This is a genomic window from Streptomyces sp. NPDC046862, assembly GCF_040704615.1.
In the GTDB taxonomy this organism is placed as follows: domain Bacteria; phylum Actinomycetota; class Actinomycetes; order Streptomycetales; family Streptomycetaceae; genus Streptomyces.
Genome location: NZ_JBEYXP010000005.1, coordinates 37032 through 56055, shown reverse-complemented (window position 1 = coordinate 56055; position 19024 = coordinate 37032). Strand labels below are relative to the sequence as shown.

The 19024-nt window shown below is 69.6% G+C and carries 19 protein-coding genes; 7 read left to right on the top strand and 12 right to left on the bottom strand.

The window, feature by feature from the left end; all coding sequences use genetic code 11:
- Window positions 1-127: 127 nt before the first annotated feature.
- Window positions 128-1555, bottom strand: a complete 1428-nt coding sequence (locus AB0959_RS07085; protein WP_366825290.1) for an MFS transporter — start codon at window positions 1553-1555, stop codon at window positions 128-130.
- Window positions 1556-1675: 120 nt separating this feature from the next.
- On the opposite strand from AB0959_RS07085, the gene AB0959_RS07080 reads away from it, so the two are divergent.
- Complete coding sequence (locus AB0959_RS07080) at window positions 1676-1834, top strand: hypothetical protein (RefSeq protein WP_366825289.1); 159 nt, start codon at window positions 1676-1678, stop codon at window positions 1832-1834.
- On the opposite strand, the gene AB0959_RS07075 is transcribed toward AB0959_RS07080, so the two are convergent.
- The 3 genes from AB0959_RS07075 to AB0959_RS07065 all read right to left on the bottom strand — a co-directional run bounded on the left by AB0959_RS07075 (window position 1810) and on the right by AB0959_RS07065 (window position 3891).
- Window positions 1810-2103 (bottom strand): DUF2218 domain-containing protein, encoded by a 294-nt coding sequence (locus tag AB0959_RS07075; RefSeq protein ID WP_366825288.1) that lies wholly within the window; start codon window positions 2101-2103, stop codon window positions 1810-1812. The genes AB0959_RS07080 and AB0959_RS07075 overlap by 25 nt on opposite strands.
- Window positions 2096-2548 (bottom strand): PadR family transcriptional regulator, encoded by a 453-nt coding sequence (locus AB0959_RS07070; protein WP_366825287.1) that lies wholly within the window; start codon window positions 2546-2548, stop codon window positions 2096-2098. Before AB0959_RS07070 ends, AB0959_RS07075 begins: the two co-directional genes overlap by 8 nt.
- A 371-nt stretch (window positions 2549-2919) precedes the next feature.
- Window positions 2920-3891 carry an Lrp/AsnC family transcriptional regulator gene (locus tag AB0959_RS07065; protein ID WP_366825286.1) on the bottom strand — a complete coding sequence of 324 codons (972 nt, stop codon included), beginning with the start codon at window positions 3889-3891 and terminating at the stop codon, window positions 2920-2922.
- Window positions 3892-4038: 147 nt separating this feature from the next.
- Here AB0959_RS07065 and AB0959_RS07060 point away from each other — a divergent pair, with 147 nt between their 5' ends.
- On the top strand, window positions 4039-5577 hold the full coding sequence (locus AB0959_RS07060; RefSeq protein ID WP_366825285.1) for a DHA2 family efflux MFS transporter permease subunit: 1539 nt from the start codon (window positions 4039-4041) through the stop codon (window positions 5575-5577).
- Window positions 5578-6191: 614 nt separating this feature from the next.
- Here the strand turns inward: AB0959_RS07060 and AB0959_RS07055 are convergent.
- Window positions 6192-6605: a hypothetical protein gene (locus AB0959_RS07055; protein ID WP_366825284.1), complete on the bottom strand. Its 414-nt coding sequence runs from the start codon at window positions 6603-6605 to the stop codon at window positions 6192-6194.
- Between the two features lie 48 nt (window positions 6606-6653).
- Between AB0959_RS07055 and AB0959_RS07050 the strand changes: the two genes are divergently transcribed.
- On the top strand, window positions 6654-7718 hold the full coding sequence (locus tag AB0959_RS07050) for a LacI family DNA-binding transcriptional regulator (protein ID WP_366825283.1): 1065 nt from the start codon (window positions 6654-6656) through the stop codon (window positions 7716-7718).
- Here AB0959_RS07050 and AB0959_RS07045 read toward each other — a convergent pair.
- From AB0959_RS07045 to AB0959_RS07030, 4 genes are read right to left on the bottom strand one after another with little or no spacing between them, the layout of a single operon-like run.
- Complete coding sequence (locus tag AB0959_RS07045) at window positions 7681-9108, bottom strand: glycoside hydrolase family 32 protein (RefSeq protein ID WP_366825282.1); 1428 nt, start codon at window positions 9106-9108, stop codon at window positions 7681-7683. The two genes, AB0959_RS07050 and AB0959_RS07045, sit on opposite strands and share 38 nt — an antisense overlap.
- Window positions 9105-9968: a carbohydrate ABC transporter permease gene (locus tag AB0959_RS07040; protein ID WP_366825281.1), complete on the bottom strand. Its 864-nt coding sequence runs from the start codon at window positions 9966-9968 to the stop codon at window positions 9105-9107. The genes AB0959_RS07045 and AB0959_RS07040 overlap by 4 nt, the downstream gene beginning before the upstream one ends.
- 14 nt (window positions 9969-9982) lie before the next feature.
- A complete protein-coding gene (locus tag AB0959_RS07035) occupies window positions 9983-10978 on the bottom strand; it encodes a sugar ABC transporter permease (RefSeq protein WP_366825280.1) in 996 nt (331 codons plus the stop codon).
- Window positions 10975-12384, bottom strand: a complete 1410-nt coding sequence (locus AB0959_RS07030) for an extracellular solute-binding protein (RefSeq protein WP_366825279.1) — start codon at window positions 12382-12384, stop codon at window positions 10975-10977. Before AB0959_RS07030 ends, AB0959_RS07035 begins: the two co-directional genes overlap by 4 nt.
- Window positions 12385-12584: 200 nt before the next feature.
- On the opposite strand from AB0959_RS07030, the gene AB0959_RS07025 reads away from it, so the two are divergent.
- A complete protein-coding gene (locus AB0959_RS07025) occupies window positions 12585-14174 on the top strand; it encodes a glycoside hydrolase family 32 protein (protein WP_366825278.1) in 1590 nt (529 codons plus the stop codon).
- Window positions 14175-14340: 166 nt separating this feature from the next.
- Here the strand turns inward: AB0959_RS07025 and AB0959_RS07020 are convergent, their stop codons facing one another.
- Together AB0959_RS07020 and AB0959_RS07015 are read right to left on the bottom strand one after the other, a co-directional pair.
- Window positions 14341-14754 carry a PIN domain nuclease gene (locus tag AB0959_RS07020; protein ID WP_366825277.1) on the bottom strand — a complete coding sequence of 138 codons (414 nt, stop codon included), beginning with the start codon at window positions 14752-14754 and terminating at the stop codon, window positions 14341-14343.
- Window positions 14751-15008, bottom strand: a complete 258-nt coding sequence (locus tag AB0959_RS07015) for a type II toxin-antitoxin system VapB family antitoxin (RefSeq protein WP_366825276.1) — start codon at window positions 15006-15008, stop codon at window positions 14751-14753. Before AB0959_RS07015 ends, AB0959_RS07020 begins: the two co-directional genes overlap by 4 nt.
- Before the next feature lie 302 nt (window positions 15009-15310).
- On the opposite strand from AB0959_RS07015, the gene AB0959_RS07010 reads away from it, so the two are divergent.
- On the top strand, window positions 15311-16282 hold the full coding sequence (locus tag AB0959_RS07010; RefSeq protein ID WP_366825275.1) for a zinc-binding dehydrogenase: 972 nt from the start codon (window positions 15311-15313) through the stop codon (window positions 16280-16282).
- Between the two features lie 70 nt (window positions 16283-16352).
- Here the strand turns inward: AB0959_RS07010 and dhaM are convergent, their stop codons facing one another.
- Window positions 16353-16745, bottom strand: a complete 393-nt coding sequence (gene dhaM / locus AB0959_RS07005) for a dihydroxyacetone kinase phosphoryl donor subunit DhaM (RefSeq protein WP_366825274.1) — start codon at window positions 16743-16745, stop codon at window positions 16353-16355.
- A gap of 309 nt (window positions 16746-17054) precedes the next feature.
- On the opposite strand from dhaM, the gene AB0959_RS07000 reads away from it, so the two are divergent.
- Both AB0959_RS07000 and dhaK read left to right on the top strand, forming a co-directional pair.
- Window positions 17055-17915, top strand: coding sequence for an aquaporin (locus tag AB0959_RS07000; RefSeq protein ID WP_366825485.1), 861 nt, complete (start codon window positions 17055-17057; stop codon window positions 17913-17915).
- A complete protein-coding gene (dhaK, locus tag AB0959_RS06995; RefSeq protein WP_366825273.1) occupies window positions 17912-18910 on the top strand; it encodes a dihydroxyacetone kinase subunit DhaK in 999 nt (332 codons plus the stop codon). Before AB0959_RS07000 ends, dhaK begins: the two co-directional genes overlap by 4 nt.
- Window positions 18911-19024 lie beyond the last annotated feature (114 nt).

Below are 19024 nucleotides of genomic sequence, written 5' to 3'. Positions count from 1 at the left end.
CGCCCGTGCGTCCTACGACCATGATCGCGGATTTGGGCGGATGGGAGAGTCCGTATCGAAGCTGCACATCACGCGCGGTGGTTGGTGTTCCACCGCGCGTGAGTCGTTCCAGGACGGCGGGCCACGCTCAGGGGCGGCCGTTGGCGGGTGCTTCGCGCGGGAGGAGCCAGACGAACGGGAAACAGAGGACAAGGACTCCGCCGATGGCGCCGAGCGCGGTGAGGAACCCGTGCGGTTGTCCGCCTGTGGACGCCGCGTCGAAGTAGACCGTGGTGACGATCGCCGCTCCCATGGCATTGGCGAGCTGCTGGACTGCGGAGAGTGAGCCGCTGGCGCTGCCGGCCTCTTCCTTGCGGACGTCGCCGATGGTCACGTCGTAGATGCTCGCGAGGCAGGCGCCCATGCCGAGACCCAGTACGAACACGGACGGGGCGAGCGCCCACGCGGAGACCGTGGTGCCCAGCGCGACGCCGGTGATGAGCATGCCTGCGACCGCCGCGATCGTGATGACCAGACCCGCGATGACGAGCCGGCGCCCGAGTTTCGGGATCAGCGGCCGCGCGGCGAACGACGACACGATGATGCCCAGCATCATCGGCGACATCGCGAGAGCGGCACCGGCGGGTGCGAAGCCGAGTCCGAGCTGGAAGTACAGCGACACGACGTATGCGAATCCGTTGACGGCGGCGAAGTAGGCGAGTCCGACGAGCAGGCCGCTGGTGAATCCCCGGTTGCCCAGCAGCGACGGCAGGATGAGCGGGTTGCTCGCTCGCCGCTGGCGCCAGACGAACAGGCCAAGGAAGACGAGGCCGACGAAGACGGCGAGCAGGGGCGTCGGGCCCCACCCCGCTGTTGATCCCTCGATGAGGCCGTAGATGAAGCCGACCATGGTGACGGCGAGAAGGCCCGAACCGAGCCCGTCGATCGCCACAGGCTGAAGACTGGTGTCCTTGGGCAGAATGAGCCACCCCGCGATCAGACCGGCGGCGCACAGCAGGATGTTGATGAGGAACATCGGCCGCCAGGTGAGCCCCCACAGGTCGGCGCCGATGAGGAAGCCGGCGAAGATCGGCCCGACGATGGCCGCGCCGCCGAGCACGGGCCCGAACATGCTGGCCGCTGTGGGGAACTGGGCGCGTGAGAACGTGGCTATCAGAATGCCGATCCCCTGAGGGATGAGAAGTGCGCCGAAGGCCCCCTGCAGGAAGCGGGCGCCGATGAGCATGGCCGGGTCGAACGAGATCGCGCACAGCAACGAGGTGATGCCGAAGCCGGCCATTCCGATGAGGAACACCCGACGCTTGCCGAACCGATCGCCGAGACGTCCCCCGACTACGAGCAGGACGCCCAGGGCGAGTGCGTAGGAGGCTCCGAGCCATTTCACGAGGCTTTCGCCGCCACCCAGCTCTCGGACGATGGTGGGGGCGGCGATGTTGGTGATGGTGGAGTCCATCAGGTCGAGGGCGGCCGCGGCCAGGATGACCGCGAGGATCGCCCACTGTCTGGGGGTGAGGCGCGATGCTTCGCGGCTTGGGTGAGTTGCTGTCGATGACATCGGCTGTTTCTTTCAGCTCGAAATGATGGGGCGCGCGGCTGAACCAGATTCAGCGGAGGTGGCAGTGTTCCGGCAGGCTGAGCCGTATCAGCTGTTCGCGGTGCCACCGAGGGGCACAGTGTGATCAAGGCGGTGGAAGGCGTCGTGGTTCGGCTCGCCGTCGCCCGCCCGGAACGCTTCGCTCCCGCTGCGAAAGTCCTTTGGTGCACGCCGCGCGTGCAGGGGCAGGAAGTCGAGCGCGGGGTCGCCGGCTTCTACTCGTCGCGCCAGTCGACGTGAAGTTCGTGGCGCTGGCCGAAGCGTTCGAGATGGCGTCCGACGACGTCCTTGACGATGGTGAGGCCGTCCTCGTCGGTGGCGCTGGCACGCAAATCCAGGACGTGGTCGCCTGGTCGGAGGAGACAGGCTCCTTCATCGAAGGTGATCTCGGTGCCGCCGTCGATCTCCCGCACCTGGGCGCGGCGGCCGAGGTGAGAGGCGAGCTGTTTGGCATATCGCTCCGGCACCGAAGTGGAGACCGAGGCGATTGAGGTGCGTTCTTCACTCATGACCGTCACTCATCTCTCCGGCGAGCAGCAGATACATCGAGCGGCGCGCGTCGTCGAGGATCTCCGCAGCGGCCACGATCTGGTCATCCGTGCCCCCGCGCGCGACCTGTCGGGTTGCGTCGTGCAGTTGTCCGAGAAGGGATCGAAGGTCGGGGCCGCCCGCGTGCGGTCCTTCGTCGGCGAAGAGGTCGCCGGCCTGGTCGACCTGGGTCTGGGCCGCCTCACGCCCGGCCTCGGTCAGCGCGGCGAGTTTGCGGCCGGACTGCGCGGTGACGGTGACGAGGCCCTCGTCCTCGAGCTGGCTGATCGCGGGGTAGATCGCGCCCGGGCTTGGCGTCCAGCGGCCGTTGCCGCGCTCGGTGATCGCCTGCATGAGTTGGTATCCGTGCATGGGCTGCTCAGTGAGAAGGGCCAAGATCGCGACACGTACGTCACCGCGACGCATGCGGGACCGTCCTGAGCCGCCGCGTCCCCAGCCGCCTCCATGGCCGTGGTGGTGATGCCATCCACCCTCGTAGTAGCCGCGGTGACGGTGGCGCGAGACATCGCGCTCCGCGCCAGATGCAAACGAATCGATGTGGTCGTGATCGCCGTAATTGTTCACAATCGCCTCCTTTGGGCTCTGGCGGTAACGATGTATCAAGACTGTTCTGCCTGCTTCGAAAGGCGGTATTACTGCAAGAAACCGTCAGTGAAGGGTCATGGCGTGAAGTAATCCGTCGGCCACTTCCCGGTGGTGGGCTCGGCCGGACGTCGCCCGCCTCGCGTCCGCGCATACCAAGGCCGCCACCTGATCTGGCGACGCCGGGCTCGGGATCAGCGAGTGAGTCGTTTGATCTGCCGGAGAGCGGGGGCGGTTTCGACGTACTGCACGCCCGGCAGCGTGCCGACGTGCTCAGCCAAGTAGCGGTAGAGGCCGCCGGTGTTGCGGGTGATGGCGGTGGCGACCATGTTGTGCGGCCCTGTGACCGCCGCGGCGAAGCTGATGGGCGTGTGGGCGGCGAGGGAGGTGCCCACCTCTTCCAGCCGGGCGGGGTCCACGCGAAGCCAGAGATAGGACATGAGGCGGTAGCCGAGCCGACTCGGCGGGAACTCGGTACAGATCAGCACGACGCCCTCGGCCACCAGGCGGTCCACCCGTCGTTTCGCGGTGGAGTTCGTGAGGCCCGTGGCCGCGGCGAGCTGCGGGTAGGTCGCCCGGGCGTCCTCGCCCAGCGCGGCGATGAGCGCGTGGTCGGCATCGTCGAGATCCGCGAGTTCGGCGTCCGGTTCCACTGTGTGCGGCGCTGGAGGTGCCAGGGCAGCGTGCTGCTCGGGTGCGAGGGGGTTGCGCTTGGTGGCCCAGACGGGGGGATCACCTTCGTAGACGTGCAGCAGGCAGTGAGCGTTGATGGCGGTGACGCGGTTCATCCGGTGCAGGCTCGGCAGCAGCGGCGCGTCGTTTTCCTCAGTGGCGGGCGCGGTGATGCCGCAGTGGATCTCGGTGCCGGCGCCGCCGACGGACACGTACCCGGTCTCCGGGCGCTTCGCCAGCGCCTCGGCCACCGGTGTCGCGGCGTCGGGCGTGACCTGGATGCGCACGATCCATTCGGTGCGGCCCAGTCGCGCCGGCACGGGACGGGCCACGGTCCGCAGGCCCAGCGCGCGGAGGTTTCGGTAGCGGCGGGCGGCCGTGTTCTCCGAGACGTCCAGGACCTGGCCGATCCGTCGGAAAGATGCTCGGCCGTCGAGCTGGAGGGCCTGCAGCACCTTCCGGTCCAGCTCGTCGAGAGTGACGGATTCCAGCATGTCCTGCCTTCCAAGTGACGCTTAATTCCATTATCCACGCCGTGGTGACGTCGCCGAGAGGGGACGAGCGGGATTGTGGAGGCAACGAACCGGCACACCAGGACACCGTGATCACCGCCGGTCCTGGCTACGGAAGGTACACAGATCATGCGTAAGTGGGCGCCGCTGCTCGCGGTCGGCCTGGGCACATTCATGCTGATCATGGACGTCACCATCACCCTGGTCGCCCTGCCCGACATCTCCACTTCCCTGCACACGTCCCTGGACGCACTGGCGTGGGTCATCGACGGCTACGCCCTGGCCCTGGCGGCGGCGCTGCTCGCCGTCGGCACCCTCGCCGACCGATGGGGCCAGCGCCGTGTCTACCTCGCGGGGCTGGCGGTGTTCACGATCGCCTCGCTGATCTGCGGCCTGGCCCACACTCCCGCCCTCCTGATCACGATGCGGGTCGTGCAGGGCGTCGGCGCGGCAGGGATGTTCGCCACCTCCGTCTCCCTGCTGCGCCACACCTACCAGGGACGCGACTATGGGATCGCCATGGGCGTGTGGGGCGCGATCGCCTCCGGTGCGGCCGCCCTCGGCCCGCTGGCCGGTGGCATCCTGACCCAGGGCCTGGGCTGGGGCTGGATCTTCTTCGTCAACGTCCCCGTCGGCATCGCGGCCCTTGTGCTGACCGTGCGTGTCGTGCCGAAGCCGATAAACCGGCCCGGCAGCGCACTGCCGAATCTGGACGTGGCGGGCATGCTGCTGTTCGCGCTGTTCGCAAGCTCCCTGCTCTACGGCACCATCCGCTCCCACGCCTCGGGCTGGACCGGATCGCGGACTCTCATCGCCTTCGGTGTCTGCGCCGTCGCCCTACTCGCGTTCGTGCTGCGACAGCGTGCGACCGACCATCCGATGTTCGATCTGGCGCTGCTGCGCCGGCCCGCCTTCACCGCCGCCCTGGTCGCCATGTTCGTCGGCGAGTTCACCGCCTACGGCTTCATGGCGTACACCTCCATCTGGCTGCAGTCCCTGACCGGAATGTCCCCGCTGGGCGCGGGCCTGATCATGCTGCCCAGCTCCGCCGCGTCGATGATCGTCTCGATGATGGCCGGTCGCTGGCTGCGCCGTTTCCTCCCGCGGTACTCGCTGCCCGTCGCCCTTCTGCTGGTCGCCGTCGGCGCCCTGGCGCAGGCAGGCCTGACCCCCGGCTCCACCGGCAGCCGCGTCATCGCGGGACTGTTCGTCAGCGGCCTGGGCATGGGCATGGTCTTCCCGGTCGCCACCACCCTGGCGATCGAATCCGTCCCGCACCGCCGCGCCGGCATGGCCGCAGGGGCGTTCACCACCTTCCAACAACTCGGCTACGCCGTCGGTGTCGCCATCTTCGCCGGCGTGATGGCCGCGGTCGCGAAGTCCGAACTGACCGGGCACGTCACCGACGCCCACGCGACCGCCCAGGAACTCACCGGAGGCGGAGCCCAAGCGATCACCGCTCAGGCTCCGGTCACCGCCCGGCCGGCCCTTGAACACCTCTTGAGCACCGCGTTCGTCCATGGACTCAACACCGTCGCCATCGTCGGCGCAGCTCTGGCGGCGGTCACGGCGCTCATCACCGGGTTCGTCCTGCGCCGAGAGACATGGGCCGCAGCTGACCACGCCGAACCTGACGACGAAGAGACAAACGCCCTGGTCAGTGCATAGGGCGAACACCCAGGGCACTTTCAACGCCTGCCCCGCCGCACAGCGGCGGGGCAGGCTCCTTCGAAAGCTCACACGGACGCGTTCGGGACGCAGGTTGGACACAAGGATCGGAAAAGACTGACAAGGGGCGAGAGGAACTGAGGCGCCAAACGGCGTCTGACCTGGGGAAACGGACAAGATTGGCATTGATCGACAAGGGTCGCCAAGATCCTCAAAGGACTCATCATCCGTCGGCCGTGGGTTCGATTCCCACCCGCCCCACTGCGCAGGACTGTGACCTGCGGAAACGTTCGTTGTGAGGTGTCGGAACGTCAAATTTGGACGTGGCGTGGTGCGTTCCGCTGCGGCGGGGACAGTCGAAATGCCTCCCTCCAAACCCGCCCCAGCCGACCCTGACGCCGCAGGGCTCAGCGGGCTTCACGCGTTCCGCCCGGTAGCCGGCGCCGTCTCGGGCGCAGCCGGGACTGGTCGGCGCACAGGCAAACCGATGCCGAGTTCCTCGCCCGCTGCCGGCGATGACAGGAGACCCCGGTGCACTGGCCCCCCCGTGTCCTCGCCGTGCCCGCCCTTGCCCGGGTACTCCTGCGCGACGGGGCACGATGCGCGGGCCCCGGCTATCGCGACGTCACTGCCGACGGCACCTCGGACGATCCCATGATGGTCGGGGGTGTGCCCGCCCAAGGGTTGATGGGCACCGCATGGGTGGTCCGACCTTGGTGATCGAGGACGCGGCCCATTCGTTCGGTCATGCGCAGGACCACAGCGCGCTCGGACAGGGAGAGGGTGGGGAAGCCCTCGGCGATCTTTGTTTCCAGTCGCTGGCTGTCTCCGAGGGTGCGCAGCCACACGATGACGAGCAGGTTGTCCGTCCCGGCCGGCGAGGCCGAGTCTCGTCGAGTCGTGCTGACAGCCGCGAGGACGGCGGTCGGACGTCCACGGTCGCCGACGACCTGCCCCTCGATGTGCCGAGGCCGGCGGCTGTTCCGCTGGTGTTTCCCTTCGGCCTGCGGCGGCGAGCTCCGCGACATCTCCCGCGGGTAGGCTTGGCTGATCAGGCAAAGCGGCGGGGACGAGGCATGGGCGGGGTCGAGAAGACGCGGGGTGGCGGGGCTGAGAGGGCGACCTCGCGGGATGTCGCCCGGCTCGCCGGGGTGTCGCACACGGCCGTGTCCTTCGTCTTCAACGGGCGCGCCGAGGGCAACCTCTCCGCCGAGACGCAGGAGAAGATCCGCAAGGCAGCCACCCAGCTCGGCTACCGGCCGAACGCGGTCGCCCGTGGCCTGCGCCGACGTCGTACCGCCGTGATCGGTCTGGTCACGGACGAGATCGCCACATCGCCGTTCGCCGGGCGGCTGCTGCGCGGGGCCATGGACACGGCGTGGAACAGTGAGCATCTGGTGCTCACCATCGACTCCGGGCAGGACCCGGTCACCGAGGACGCGGCCGTCGCCGAACTGCTCGACCGGAGGGTCGACGGGATCATCTACGCCGCGCTGTCGTTGCGCCGGGCCCGAGTCCCGGAAGGGCTGCACCGCACGTTCGCCGTGCTCGCCAACTGCCTTGCCGAGGACGGCTCCCTCCCGGCCGTCATCCCCGCCGAGCGGGCCGGTGGCCGCAGCGCCGCCCGTGTCCTCCTCGACGCGGGCCACCGTCGTGTCGCCCTGGTGGGTGGTCTGGACGACATCGCGACCGCGGAGCGGCTGCGCGGCTTCCGGGACGCGCTGCGGGCGGTGGGGCTGACCGCCGACAAGGACTGGCTCCTGCGGACGGGAGGGGAGATCGCCGCCGGGTACGAGGGAGCGTTGCGGTTGCTGGACCGTGTTCCCGCCGACCGGCGGCCCACGGGGATCGTCTGTTACAACGACCGGGTCGCCGCGGGCGTCCTCCATGCCGCCGCGCGCCTGGGCCTCGACGTGCCCGCCGATCTGTCCGTGGTCGGTTACGACGACCAGGAGCACATGGCCGCCTTCCTCAGCCCGCCTCTCACCACGGTCGCTCTGCCCCATCGCGCGATGGGAGAGACGGCCGCCCGCCTGCTCCTGGACGCCATCGACAGCGGGACCGCGCCGCCCGTCACCACCCGGCGGCTGGAGTGCCCGGTCGTCAGGCGGGGCTCGGTGGGACCAGCGCCCAGCCCTTGACCTCGAGGTCCGTGCCCGACACCGTCAGCTCCGCGACGTCGTCGTCCCGTCGGTACACCCGTTCCGTGGCCGCCGCCCGGTCGCCCGCGAACAGTTCCAGCAGGGAGCCGTCCACGAGGATGCGTACGGAGAGGGGCTCGCCCGGCAGCCGGGTCGGCAGGACCAGGGGCGGGCCCGGTCGGCTGGCCGTGCCGTCCGGGCCGGAGCGCGGCCAGGCCGTGCGGTCCAGGGTCACCGTGCCGGACGCCGGGTCGAGTCGCATGGTCAGTTCGGCTCCGGACGTGGTCCGCAGCAGACTCAACGTCGCCGTCGACCGGGCGGTCACCAGCAGGTCGTACGAGACGGGGAGTGGGCAAGGTGGTCCCGGTGCGGCCGTGAACGGGACGGCCGCTCGCAGCAGTTCGAGTTCCGGAGCCGGTACGACCCGCAGCGTGCCGTCCTCATGGGTGTCCACCACGCGGGGTGCCGTGAGAACTCCGGACCAGCCCGCGCGGTCCACCGCCTCGCGCGGGCGTGATTCCCAGGACCAGCCCCACAGCAGGGCGCGGCCGGAGTCCGTGTCCTGGAGGACGCAGGGGGCGTAGAAGTCACGGCCGAGGTCCAGGGGGCCGCCGCCCGCACCGGCCGCGAACCTCAGTCCACCGTCCCCCTCCTCCACCAGTTGCCCCGTGAGGTACGCCGTGCTCAGCGGGTCGCCGTCCCACAGCGCCACCGCCAGCACCCAGTCGCCCCCGGCGGTCTCCCACAGCTGCGGGCACTCCCAGCCGATCGCGCGCGTACCGAAAGCGCGGGCCACCGACGGGTCCCGGCCGTCCAGCAGGACCCCGGCGAACCGCCACGCGTACAGGTCCTCACAGTCGTACACCAGGACGGACGGGGTGCCGTCGGCGTGGCCGGCGCCCACCAGCGCCCAGCGGCGCCCGGCGAAGCGGAAGACGAACGGGTCCCGGAACATCGTCACGTCCAGGGCGGGGGGCGGGCCGGCGACCACCGGCACCGGCAGTTGCTTCCACTCCTGAAGGCCGTCGTCCTCGGCCACGGCGAGACAGATCGCGCTCAGGCCCCGGTGGTCGTGGTCGATCCCGGAGTACACCGCCGTCGGTACGCCGCCGTCGTCCACCACGCAGCCGGACCAGCAGCCCGCCTCGTCCGGGCCGCCGGGCGCCGGCCGCAGGGCGATCCCGTGGTCGTCCCAGTGGGCGAGGTCGGGGCTGGATTCGTGACCCCAGTGGACGTTCGCGTGGACGGGGGCGTCGGGGTTGTGCTGGTAGAAGAGGTGGTACCGACCGTTCCAGCGGAACGGGCCGTTCGGGTCGTTCATCCAGTTGGCCGGAGGGCGGACCCGGAAGCGCGGGCTGTGGGCGTCGGTCGATGGGCTCGCGGAACTCAACGATTGACTCCTGCGGATGTGATGCCCTCGCGCAGAGGGCGCTGGCCGACGACGAACACGACGACGGCGGGGACCATGGAGAGGACGACTCCGGCGAGGACGACGGAGATCGAGCCGGTGCCGAGGTTGCCCTGGAGGGAGACCAGGCCCAGGGGCAGCGTGAGGTTCTCGGTGGAGGTTTCGAGGATCAGCGGCCGGAAGAACTCGTTCCAGTGGTAGTTGAAGGCCAGTACCCCGACGATGGCGAGACCGGGGGCCGCCAAGGGGGCGTACACGGACCGGAAGACGCGCCACGGACCCGCGCCGTCGATCATCGCCGCCTCGCCGAGGTCCTTCGGCATGCCCAGGAAGTACTGGCGCATCAGGAAGGTGCCGAAGGCGGTCGGGAAGGCCGGGACGATGAGGCCGAGCAGGGTGTCGGTCAGACCCATCGTCTTCAGTTCCAGGAAGACCGGGACCATCGTGACCTGCAACGGCACCATCATCGTGGCCAGGACCAGCGCGAACAGCGGCTTCTTGAAGCGGAATTCGAGGCGGGCGAAGGCATAGCCCGCCAGGCCCGCGGTGATCATCTGGCCGACCGCGATCAGCGCGGTCACCAGGGTGGAGTTCAGCGCGTACAGCCAGACGTCGATCTGGTCGAAGACCCCGCGGTAGGCGTCGAGGGTGGGGTCCGCGGGGATGATCCTCGGCGGCAGGTCGAAGGACTCCGCCGGTGTGCGCAGTGACGTCGACACCGTCCAGATGACCGGGCCGAGCGTCAACAGGGCGCACACCGCCAGGCCGGCGATCCGGCCCCAGGGCGCCAGACCGTGCCGTATGCGTGACGCGGCGGGGCTCGTAAGAGAACTCGTACTCAACTGACTCACCCGGCTCACTGGTAGTGGACGTAACGCCGGCTGAGCCGGAACTGGAGTGCGGTGACCGCCATGATCAGGACGAAGAGCAGGACGCCCACGGCGGACGCCTCGCCGAAGCGGAGCTGCTCGAAGGCCGTCTCGTAGATGACCATCACGACCGTGCGGGTGGAGTCGCCGGGCCCGCCGGCCGTGAGGACGTACGGCTGCTCGAAGACCTGGAGGGCGTTGATGATGCCGACCACGGACGCCACCAGCAGCGTGGGCGACAGCAGCGGCAGGGTGATGGCGAGGTGCTTGCGCACCCCGCTCGCGCCGTCCAGCGAAGCCGCCTCGTGAACCTCCTTCGGGATGTTGTTCAGGCCACCGACGAACAGCAGGAACGAGAAGCCGAACTGCTGCCAGACGTACGCCAGGACCACGGCCGCCATCGCCCCGTTCTCCGAGGTCAGCCAGGGGACCGAGGCGATGCCGACCGTGCCGAGGAGCCAGTTCACGGGGCCGAAGTCCTGGTTGAACAGGTACTTCATGACCACCGAGATGGACGCGGCGGACAGCACCAGCGGGAAGAAGAACGCCGAACGGAACACGGACCGCAGCCACTTGGGCATCCGGCCGTTCACCGCGATGGCCAGCACGAGCGCGATCAACAGCTGGAGCGCGACCGCGAGCACCATGAAGACGAGCGTGTTGCGGAAGGAGACGAGGACTGTCGAGTCGGTCAGGATCTCACGGTAGTTGGCGGCTCCGGCCCAGCGCGGGTCCTCGATCACGTCCCACTGGAAGAGACTGAGGACGACCGAGCCGACGATCGGTACGACCGTGAAGACGACGATGCCGACGACGGTGGGCGCGAGGAACAGTCCGGCGAGGAGGCGGGCGCCCCGGGTGCGGGCGGTGGTGGCGGCCGTGGACTCGGAGGCCTTACGGGGCTGACCGGTCCTGCGGTTCTTGCGGCTCTTTCGGGTGCGGGCGGACTCCGGCCGTACGGGCCTGACCTCTGTGTTCGTCACACTTCACGCTCCATGGCCTTCTCCAGGTCCCCCTGCAGCCGGCGCAGCGCGGGGCGCACCGCGCCGGGGTCGGCGAGTGCGGTTCCGGTGTGCTTGATCAGCAGCTGCTCGACCTCGTTGACCTGCGGTGGGGCCGGGATCGGGCCGGTGGTGGGGATCTTGTCGAGGGTGTCGTAGAAGACCTGCCAGTGGGCCGGGCCGGTCTCCCGGTAGCGGGCCTCGTCGAGCATGGAGCGGCGGGCCGGAGTGGTCTGGTTGGCTGCGAAGAGCTGGGTCATCACGTCCTTGCGGGCGGTGTACTTGATGAACTCCCAGGCCTCGTCCCGCATCTTCGACGTGCGCAGCAGCGCGTACCCGGCGGCGCCGAACTGGTGACGTCGCGTGCGCCAGCGCGGGAAGTACCGGACGTCGTAGTCGGCCGGTTTCATGCCCGCCTGGTGCAGGCCGCCCGCCCAGAAGCCGCCCGCGGGTGTGACACCGACGCGGCCGGTGGAGAAGACGCCGACGAGGTTCCGGCCGTCGCCGCCCTCGGGCCGGGTGCACAGGTCCTCCTGGACGAGGGAGGCGAGGTAGTCGTAGACCTCCTCGACGCGGTCGGAGTCGGCCTGGGGTGTCGTCCACCGGTAGCCGCCGCCCCGGCCGCGCCGCTCCGCCTCGGGGTAGAAGGAGTTCCAGAGCCAGTCGCCCCCGGGGGCCTTGGACTCGGCGAGGAGGTTGGTGCCGCTCGCGAACAGCCAGGGGACCACTCCGCCCCACAGTCGGTTGGTCCAGAAGTACGGGGTGAACCGGGCGCCGTTGCTGCGTTTCATCGCGCGCAGCAGCGCGGTGAAGTCGTCGCGGGTCCAGTCGTCGTCGGGGAGATCGGCGCCCGCGCGTGCGAGGACCCGGTTGTTGAGGTACATGTCGGCCGCGTTGAACTCGACCGGCAGCTGGTAGAGGCTCCCCTCGTACATCATCGACTCGACCAGCGAGGGATGGACGTCGGCGAAGTACTCGCGCAGTTCGGCCGCGTCCCGCTTCGCCCACCGGTCCAGCGGTACGCCGAGCCGCCGGGCGAAGAGCTGCACGCCCTCGGTGGCGACGTACACGAGGTCGGGTGCCGTGCCCGCGGCGATCTGGGTGAGGATCTTGGAGAAGAAGTCCGACCAGTCGTAGGCCTGTACGGGGTTGATACGGATCTTGATGTCGGGGTGGATCTCGCGGAATCCGTCGCGCAGGGCGCGTTGCGCCTCGGGGCCGAAGGCGGAGCCCAGGGTGGCGATGACGAGCGAGCCGTCGTCTCGGCCGGGGATGTCGGCGGCGGTGAGGCGGTCCCAGCCTGCCGCGACACCGACGAGCGCGGCGGCTCCGGCGCCGTACGCGCCGTAGCGCATCAGGGCCCGTCGGGAGAGGAGCGAGTCGGTCATCGGCGAGCCTAACTCGTGTTAGCCAGCGGGTGATTCCCCGATGATGAGAACCCCGTCAGGGCTCTGTCAAGGGATATGGGTGGACGGGAAGTTGCGTGAATGGACGGTGCGCGAGGGCTTGACCTTTAACGAGTTAGGTATACCGTTCCGGTCCACATGAGCCGCGTCCCGACGACGACGTCGGGGAAGGGAGCCGCACGATGCGTGGCATCAAGAGGAGTTCGCCGGGCCCAGGGGGGACTCTGTCCAGGCGGTCGCTGCTGACGGCCTCGGCCGTCGGCGCCGCCGGTGCTCTGCTGCCGGACCTCGCGGGACCGGCGGTGGCGTTGCCCCGCGAGGCGGCGGCCGCGTGCGCGGGCAACTACCGCGCCGAGTACCACTTCACCGTCCCCGACCAGTGGATGAACGACCCGCAGCGCCCGGTCTGGATCAACGGCGAGTACCACTACTACTACCTCTACAACCCCGACTACTCGACCGGCGGCACGACGGCCGGCACCACCTGGCGCCTGGCCACCAGCACCGACCTCGTCTCCTTCACCGACCAAGGCGTTGCCGTGCCCAAGGACACGACCCCCAACGGCGACGTCTGGTCCGGCTCGGCGGTGATCGACACGGACGACACGGCCGGCTTCGGCGCGGGCGCGGTGATCGTGCTCGCCACCATGGCGCCCGACGACAACACCCAGGCGCAGTACCTGTACTACTCGACGGACAACGGCCGCACCTTCACCAACCACGGCACCGCCCCGGTCCTCGCCAACCCCGGCGTACGGGACTTCCGCGACCCCAAGGTGATCCGCGACGAGGAGCACGGGCGGTGGGTGATGCTGCTCGCCGAGAACGACAAAGCGGGCTTCTACCACTCCGCCGACCTCAAGGCGTGGACGTACGTCGGCGGCTTCATCAAGGGCGGCATCGGCGTCCTGGAGTGCCCCGACCTGTTCCGCATCAGGGCGGACGACGGGACCTGGAAGTGGGTACTGGGCGTCAGCGCCAACGGCAAGGGCTCCGGGCTGCCGAGCACGTTCGCGTACTGGACCGGCTCCTTCGACGGCACGACCTTCACCGCCGACGCGTCCGATCCCCAGTGGCTGGACCACGGCTGGGACTGGTACGCGGCGGTCACCTTCGACAAACGTGACGCGAACGGGGTCCTGGACCCGGCCGCACGGTACGCGATCGGATGGATGAACCACTGGGACTACGCGAACACCACGCCCACGATTGAGTGCGACGGCTTCAACGGCACCGACTCGATCGTCCGCGAGGTGCGGCTGAGGCGCACGTCGTCGGGTGCGTACTACCTGGCGTCCCAGCCGGTGGCGGCCCTGGACGACCATGTGTCGCGCACGGTCAACCTCGGCGACATCACGGTCGACGGCACGCGGCTGCTCGACTACAGGGGTGCCGCGTACGAGCTGACCTGTGACATCACCTGGGACCAACTGGTCGGCGCCGGGCTCCAGTTGCGACGGTCGTCGGACGGCGGGCGGCACATCGACGCGGGGATCTACGGCGACTACGCCTTCGTCAACCGCGGTTACACCGCCGGCCCCGACACCTCCGGCCGCTGGCAGGAGAGCCGGACGCCCTTCGATCTGTCCGCCCGGACGGTCCGCCTGCGGATCCTCGTCGACCGCACGTCCGTCGAGATGTTCGTGGGCGACGGCCGGTACGTGCACTCGACCGAGGCCTTCCCCGACCCGTCCGACACGGGACTGGCGCTCTTCACGATCGACGGGCACGCGGTGTTCCGGAACACGGTGATCCGGGAGTTCACGGTCTGAATCCCCTGCGAGGTGGCCGGGGCGGACAAGGCCGCCGACGACCGGCGCGTCAGGGTTCTCCGTCCCGAGGCAGCGTGCCATCGGTGATCGTTCTCGAGGCCGTCGGGTCTGGCCCGCCATGGATGAGCGCTGATCGGCAAGGGTCGCCAAGATCTCAAAGGACCTGTCAGTCCTTGAGATCGATCATCCGTGCCGGCTGTCCGGTCGTACGGGCGATCGTCTCGAAGTCGCGGTCGTAGTGGAGCAGCGTCAGCCCCGCCTCTTCCGCGGCAGCGGCGACCAGCAGGTCGCAGGGGCCGGCGCTGCGATGCTCGCCCTTGGTGGTGAGTGTTTCCTGGACGACGCGTGCTCGCCGGTAGATGCCGTCGGGCATGGGGCACCAGGTGTAGTGGGCGTTCAACGTGCGCTTCACTCGCTCCCGGTCCGTCGCCGAGCGTGCTGAGTACAGGATTTCCAGTTCGGTGATGTCGCACAGGGCGACGAGTCCCGCGCCGATCCTGTCGTCCCACTCGGCCGTGGTCCGGCCGAGAAGGACACGGGCGACGGCGGAGGTGTCGATCAGGTAGTCGGCGACGGTCACTCGTGCGCCCCTGCGTCGTGGACGTCGTCCGGCCCGCCGGAGGGGCGGTACTTGCTCTTGTCGAGGAGGATGTCGATGTCCAGAGCGCCTTCGGCGGCCAGTTCGCGGGCTTCTCCCAGAGCGCGCAGTCGCCGGTAGCGGGCGGTGACCTCCCGCAGAGCGGTGTTGATGGTGTCGCGCTTGGTTGTGGTACCGAGCTCCTTGGCGGCGGCCTCCAACGCCTCGTCGTCGAGATCGATCACGGTGCGGCTCATGGTGCGACCCCTCGTATATACAGCGTTTTATATCAGTATACATTGCCTGGTATGCCTGGCGGGGTGGGCAGACGCAGACGAACGTCTACAGCGATTGACATGTAAAGCGTGGTGTCGCCGGGCGGCTGACGGCAAGCCCGGCACAGCCCTGCGGGCGCCGACCAGGCGCCCGCAGGCGACGCGACGGAACACGCCTCGTGGATACGCCGCCGTCGGACTCGGCCGGAAGGATCAACTTGACCTCGACCGAACTTGAGGTCGGACGCTGAGCGGGACCTTGTCTTAAGCGAAGGGTGCTGCTCATGCGTGCGATCCAAGTGGCCTCGTTCGGTGCCCCGGAGGTGCTGACCCCCGTGGACCTGCCCGACCCGGTGCCCGGTCCCGGCCAGGTCGTCGTCCGCATGGCCGCGGCCGACGTCATCTTCCTGGACACCCTGCTGCGCGATGGCTGGGGCCAGGACTTCTTCCCGCGAACACTGCCGTACGTGCCGGGCGGCGGCGGAGCGGGCGAGGTGCTGGCAACCGGTGACGGAGTGGATCCGGCCTGGGCCGGCCGGCGCGTAGTTGTACGGACCGGCACTGGGTACGCCGAACAGGTCGTCGCCGGTGAGCGGGAAATCATGGCGACCCCTGACGGGCTGGCCGACGCGACGGCGGCCGCACTGGTGCACGACGGCGTGACGGCACTCAACCTGCACCGGCTGGGCGCGCCGCGCTCGGGGGAGTGGGTGCTGGTCTCGGCGGCGGCCGGAGGGGCGGGCGCCCTGTTGGTGCAGTTGGCCGTCGACGCCGGAGCCCGGGTGGTGGCCGCCGCGTCCAGCGACGCCAAGCTGGCCCTGGCCCGCGACCTGGGCGCCGAGGCCGTCGTCGACTACACGCGCGCAGACTGGATCGAGCGGGTGCGGGAGGCGACCGGCGGCGGTGCCGCGCTCGTCTACGACGGCGCGGGCGGGACGCTCGGTGCGACCACCGTGGACGCGATCGCGGACGGCGGGCGGTTCGTCACCTACGGCACCGCCGACGGCTTCGCCGCCCCGGACCGGGAATCGGCCGCACGCCGAGGCGTGCGGCTGCTCATGCCGCTCATGGACGGCCCACCGGACCTGGACACCGTACGAGAACTGCTGGGCCTGGCACTGGAACGCGCCGCCAGGGGAAGCCTGCGTCCGGCGATCGGCGCCACCTACCCGCTGGAGCAGGCCGCTGAAGCCCACCGCGCCCTGGCCGCGCGTACCACTGTGGGCAAGTCACTGCTGCTGATGGCCGGCGAGTAGGACAGCCCTCAGGTGGCGCCGGCCCGGTCCGTGACGGACAGGACGCCTGTCGGGCTGACGGTCGGTTGAGTCAGAGCTTGAAGACATTGCGGGCCTCCCTGGCGGCGTCGGCGACGGTCTGGAGGTCGGCGCCGGACGCGGCGGTGACGGCGGCGGCGACGGCCCCTTCGACGAAGGGGCCGTCGATGAGGACGACGTCGGTGCGGGGGTGGTCCTCCAGGACGGTGCGGGCTGTCAGGACAGAGCTGCCGAGGTCCGGAAGGACGATGACACCGCCCCCACGGTCGACGTCCTTGATCGCTTTGAGAACGAGGTCGTAGCTGGTGCCGATCCGGCCGTCGTCGGTGCCTCCGGCGGTGGCGACGGGGACATCCTCCGAGCCGATCTGTTCCACCAGCAGGCGAAGCCCCGAGGCGAGCTCGGTGCTGTGGGACACAAGGACGATTCCAACGGGTGCTGTCATGAACGGCAACGTTAGATCTCGGAACGTTGTTCATCAATACGGAATCGCTTCCAAATTTCTTCGGCCTGAGGGCGACGTGGCGCGCGACATGGAGCGCGGACGTGGATCGCCGAGTTGGATCGCCCGGGCGCTCGCCTTCACCATCCCCTCCCTTGCGGGGGCCTCTGTCCGGGGTGGTCGCCCAACCCCTTGACACGGGCGAAACAGGCACTTAATTTTTCGGAACATCGTTCATCAATGATGAACGCTTGCCCGGATGCCTTCGGCCTTCCGGTTTCCCCTTGAGCCGGCCGCCAGGCTGAACCAACCCTGACCACCTGGCGGCCCCCTCCCTTCACAGCCCGCTCATGCGGAGGAGGTGAGGCGCCCGATGCGACGTGGCACGGGCGCCCGACTCTGGAAGAGAACAGCTACTCGCAGAAGCTTCTCGCCGAGACGCTGGGCACCGCGGTGCTGGTGTTCATCGGCGTCGGTTCGGTCCCCGCGACGCTCATCGTCGGCGGCGACGCCCCGTTCACCATGGCGCAGCTGGGAATGATCTCGCTGGCGTTCGCCACCGCGGTCATCGCGATGGTCTACGCGATCGGCCACATATCCGGCTGCCAGATCAACCCGGCCATCACCCTGGCCCTGGCCGCCACGAGGAAGATGCCCTGGCGTGACGTTCCCGGTTACATCGCGGCCCAGGTGGCCGGCGCGGTACTTGGCTCGCTCGCGATCGTGGGGGTGCTGGGGAAGAAGGCGGTCGACGTCGGCCTCGGTATCGCCGCCTACGGCAGCGGTGTCGGCGCCGGGCAGGCCTTCTTCGCCGAAGCGGTCGGCACGTTCATCCTCGCGTTCGTCGTGTTCGGCGCCATCGACCGGCGCGCGGCCGGCGGCTTCGCGGGCCTGGCCATCGGCCTCGGTGTCTTCGCGATCATCCTCCCGCTGGCGCCGGCCACCTCGGCGTCCATCAACCCCGCCAGAACACTCGGCCCCATGATCACGGGCGAGCTGTTCGGAGGCACGGTCCACTGGGGCCAACTGCCGGTCTACGTGGCCGCCGAGGTCGTCGGCGCGGTGGCCGCCGGCCTTCTCTACACCGCCCTCAACACCCACCGCGCAGCCGCCGCAACGCCCGCCGGAACTCGGGCGGCCCAGCCCGCCACGGCCGAAGGAGCCCTGTCGTGAAGAAGCTCATCAACGCGCCCGAGGCGGTCCTCGCCGACGCCCTGGCCGGTATCGCCGCCGCTCACCCGGAGCTGAAGGTCGACACGGAGAACAAGGTGATCACCCGCGCGGGCGGCACCCGCGCGGGCAAGGTGGCCCTGGTGTCCGGTGGCGGTTCCGGACACGAGCCCCTGCACGGCGGTTTCGTGGGAGTGGGCATGCTGGACGCGGCCTGCCCCGGGGAGGTGTTCACCTCGCCCGTCCCCGGCCAGATGCTGACCGCGGCCCAGGCCGTCGACGGCGGCGCGGGCGTGGTGTTCATCGTGAAGAACTACACCGGTGACGTCCTCAACTTCCAGATGGCCGCCGAACTCGCCGCCGAGGAAGGCCTCACTGTGGAGACCGTCCTGGTCGACGACGACGTCGCCGTACAGGACTCCACCTACACCGCCGGCCGCCGGGGCACCGGGGCCACCGTCTTCGTCGAGAAGATCGCCGGAGCCCTCGCCGAGCAGGGCGCCGACCTCGCCGCCGTCGCCGAGATGGCCAAGCGGGTCAACGCCTCCTCCCGGTCCTTCGCCGTGGCGCTGACCGCGTGTACCACTCCCGCCTCCGGCAAGCCCGGCTTCGACCTGCCCGAGGACGAGATGGAGGTCGGCGTCGGCATCCACGGCGAGCCCGGCCGCCGCCGCGAGAAGCTCCGCACCGCCCAGGAGATCGTGGCCACCGCCCTGGACGCGATCCTCGACGACCAGCCCCTGGCCGCCGGCGAGGAGACCATCGTCATGGTCAACGGCCTGGGCGCGACCCCGCTCATCGAGCTGTACGTGGTGTTCAACGAGGTGGCCGCCACGCTCGCCGCGAAGAACGTGACCATCGCCCGCAGCCTGGTCGGCAACTACGTCACCAGCCTCGACATGGCGGGCGTCTCCATCACGGTGTGCAGGACGGACGCCGACATGCTCGCCCTGTGGGACGCACCCGTGCACACCCCCGCCCTGCGCTGGGGCGCCTGACCGGGTCGGGGGCGGACGTTCAAGGACACGCGAGGGCCGGGCCGGAGCCTCCCCGCTGCCGGCTCTCCCCGGACCGCACCCCTTGCGATCCAGCCGACCCGCCCCCGGCTCATC

Excerpts from the sequence above, each read along its gene's own strand:
- AB0959_RS07085 (WP_366825290.1), bottom strand. The coding sequence starts at position 1,555 with ATGTCATCGACAGCAACTCACCCAAGCCGCGAAGCATCGCGCCTCACC.
- AB0959_RS07075 (WP_366825288.1), bottom strand. The coding sequence starts at position 2,103 with ATGAGTGAAGAACGCACCTCAATCGCCTCGGTCTCCACTTCGGTGCCG.
- AB0959_RS07070 (WP_366825287.1), bottom strand. The coding sequence starts at position 2,548 with ATGCGTCGCGGTGACGTACGTGTCGCGATCTTGGCCCTTCTCACTGAG.
- AB0959_RS07065 (WP_366825286.1), bottom strand. The coding sequence starts at position 3,891 with ATGCTGGAATCCGTCACTCTCGACGAGCTGGACCGGAAGGTGCTGCAG.
- AB0959_RS07060 (WP_366825285.1), top strand. The coding sequence starts at position 4,039 with ATGCGTAAGTGGGCGCCGCTGCTCGCGGTCGGCCTGGGCACATTCATG.
- AB0959_RS07055 (WP_366825284.1), bottom strand. The coding sequence starts at position 6,605 with ATGTCGCGGAGCTCGCCGCCGCAGGCCGAAGGGAAACACCAGCGGAAC.
- AB0959_RS07050 (WP_366825283.1), top strand. The coding sequence starts at position 6,654 with ATGGGCGGGGTCGAGAAGACGCGGGGTGGCGGGGCTGAGAGGGCGACC.
- AB0959_RS07030 (WP_366825279.1), bottom strand. The coding sequence starts at position 12,384 with ATGACCGACTCGCTCCTCTCCCGACGGGCCCTGATGCGCTACGGCGCG.
- AB0959_RS07025 (WP_366825278.1), top strand. The coding sequence starts at position 12,585 with ATGCGTGGCATCAAGAGGAGTTCGCCGGGCCCAGGGGGGACTCTGTCC.
- AB0959_RS07015 (WP_366825276.1), bottom strand. The coding sequence starts at position 15,008 with ATGAGCCGCACCGTGATCGATCTCGACGACGAGGCGTTGGAGGCCGCC.
- AB0959_RS07010 (WP_366825275.1), top strand. The coding sequence starts at position 15,311 with ATGCGTGCGATCCAAGTGGCCTCGTTCGGTGCCCCGGAGGTGCTGACC.
- dhaM (WP_366825274.1), bottom strand. The coding sequence starts at position 16,745 with ATGACAGCACCCGTTGGAATCGTCCTTGTGTCCCACAGCACCGAGCTC.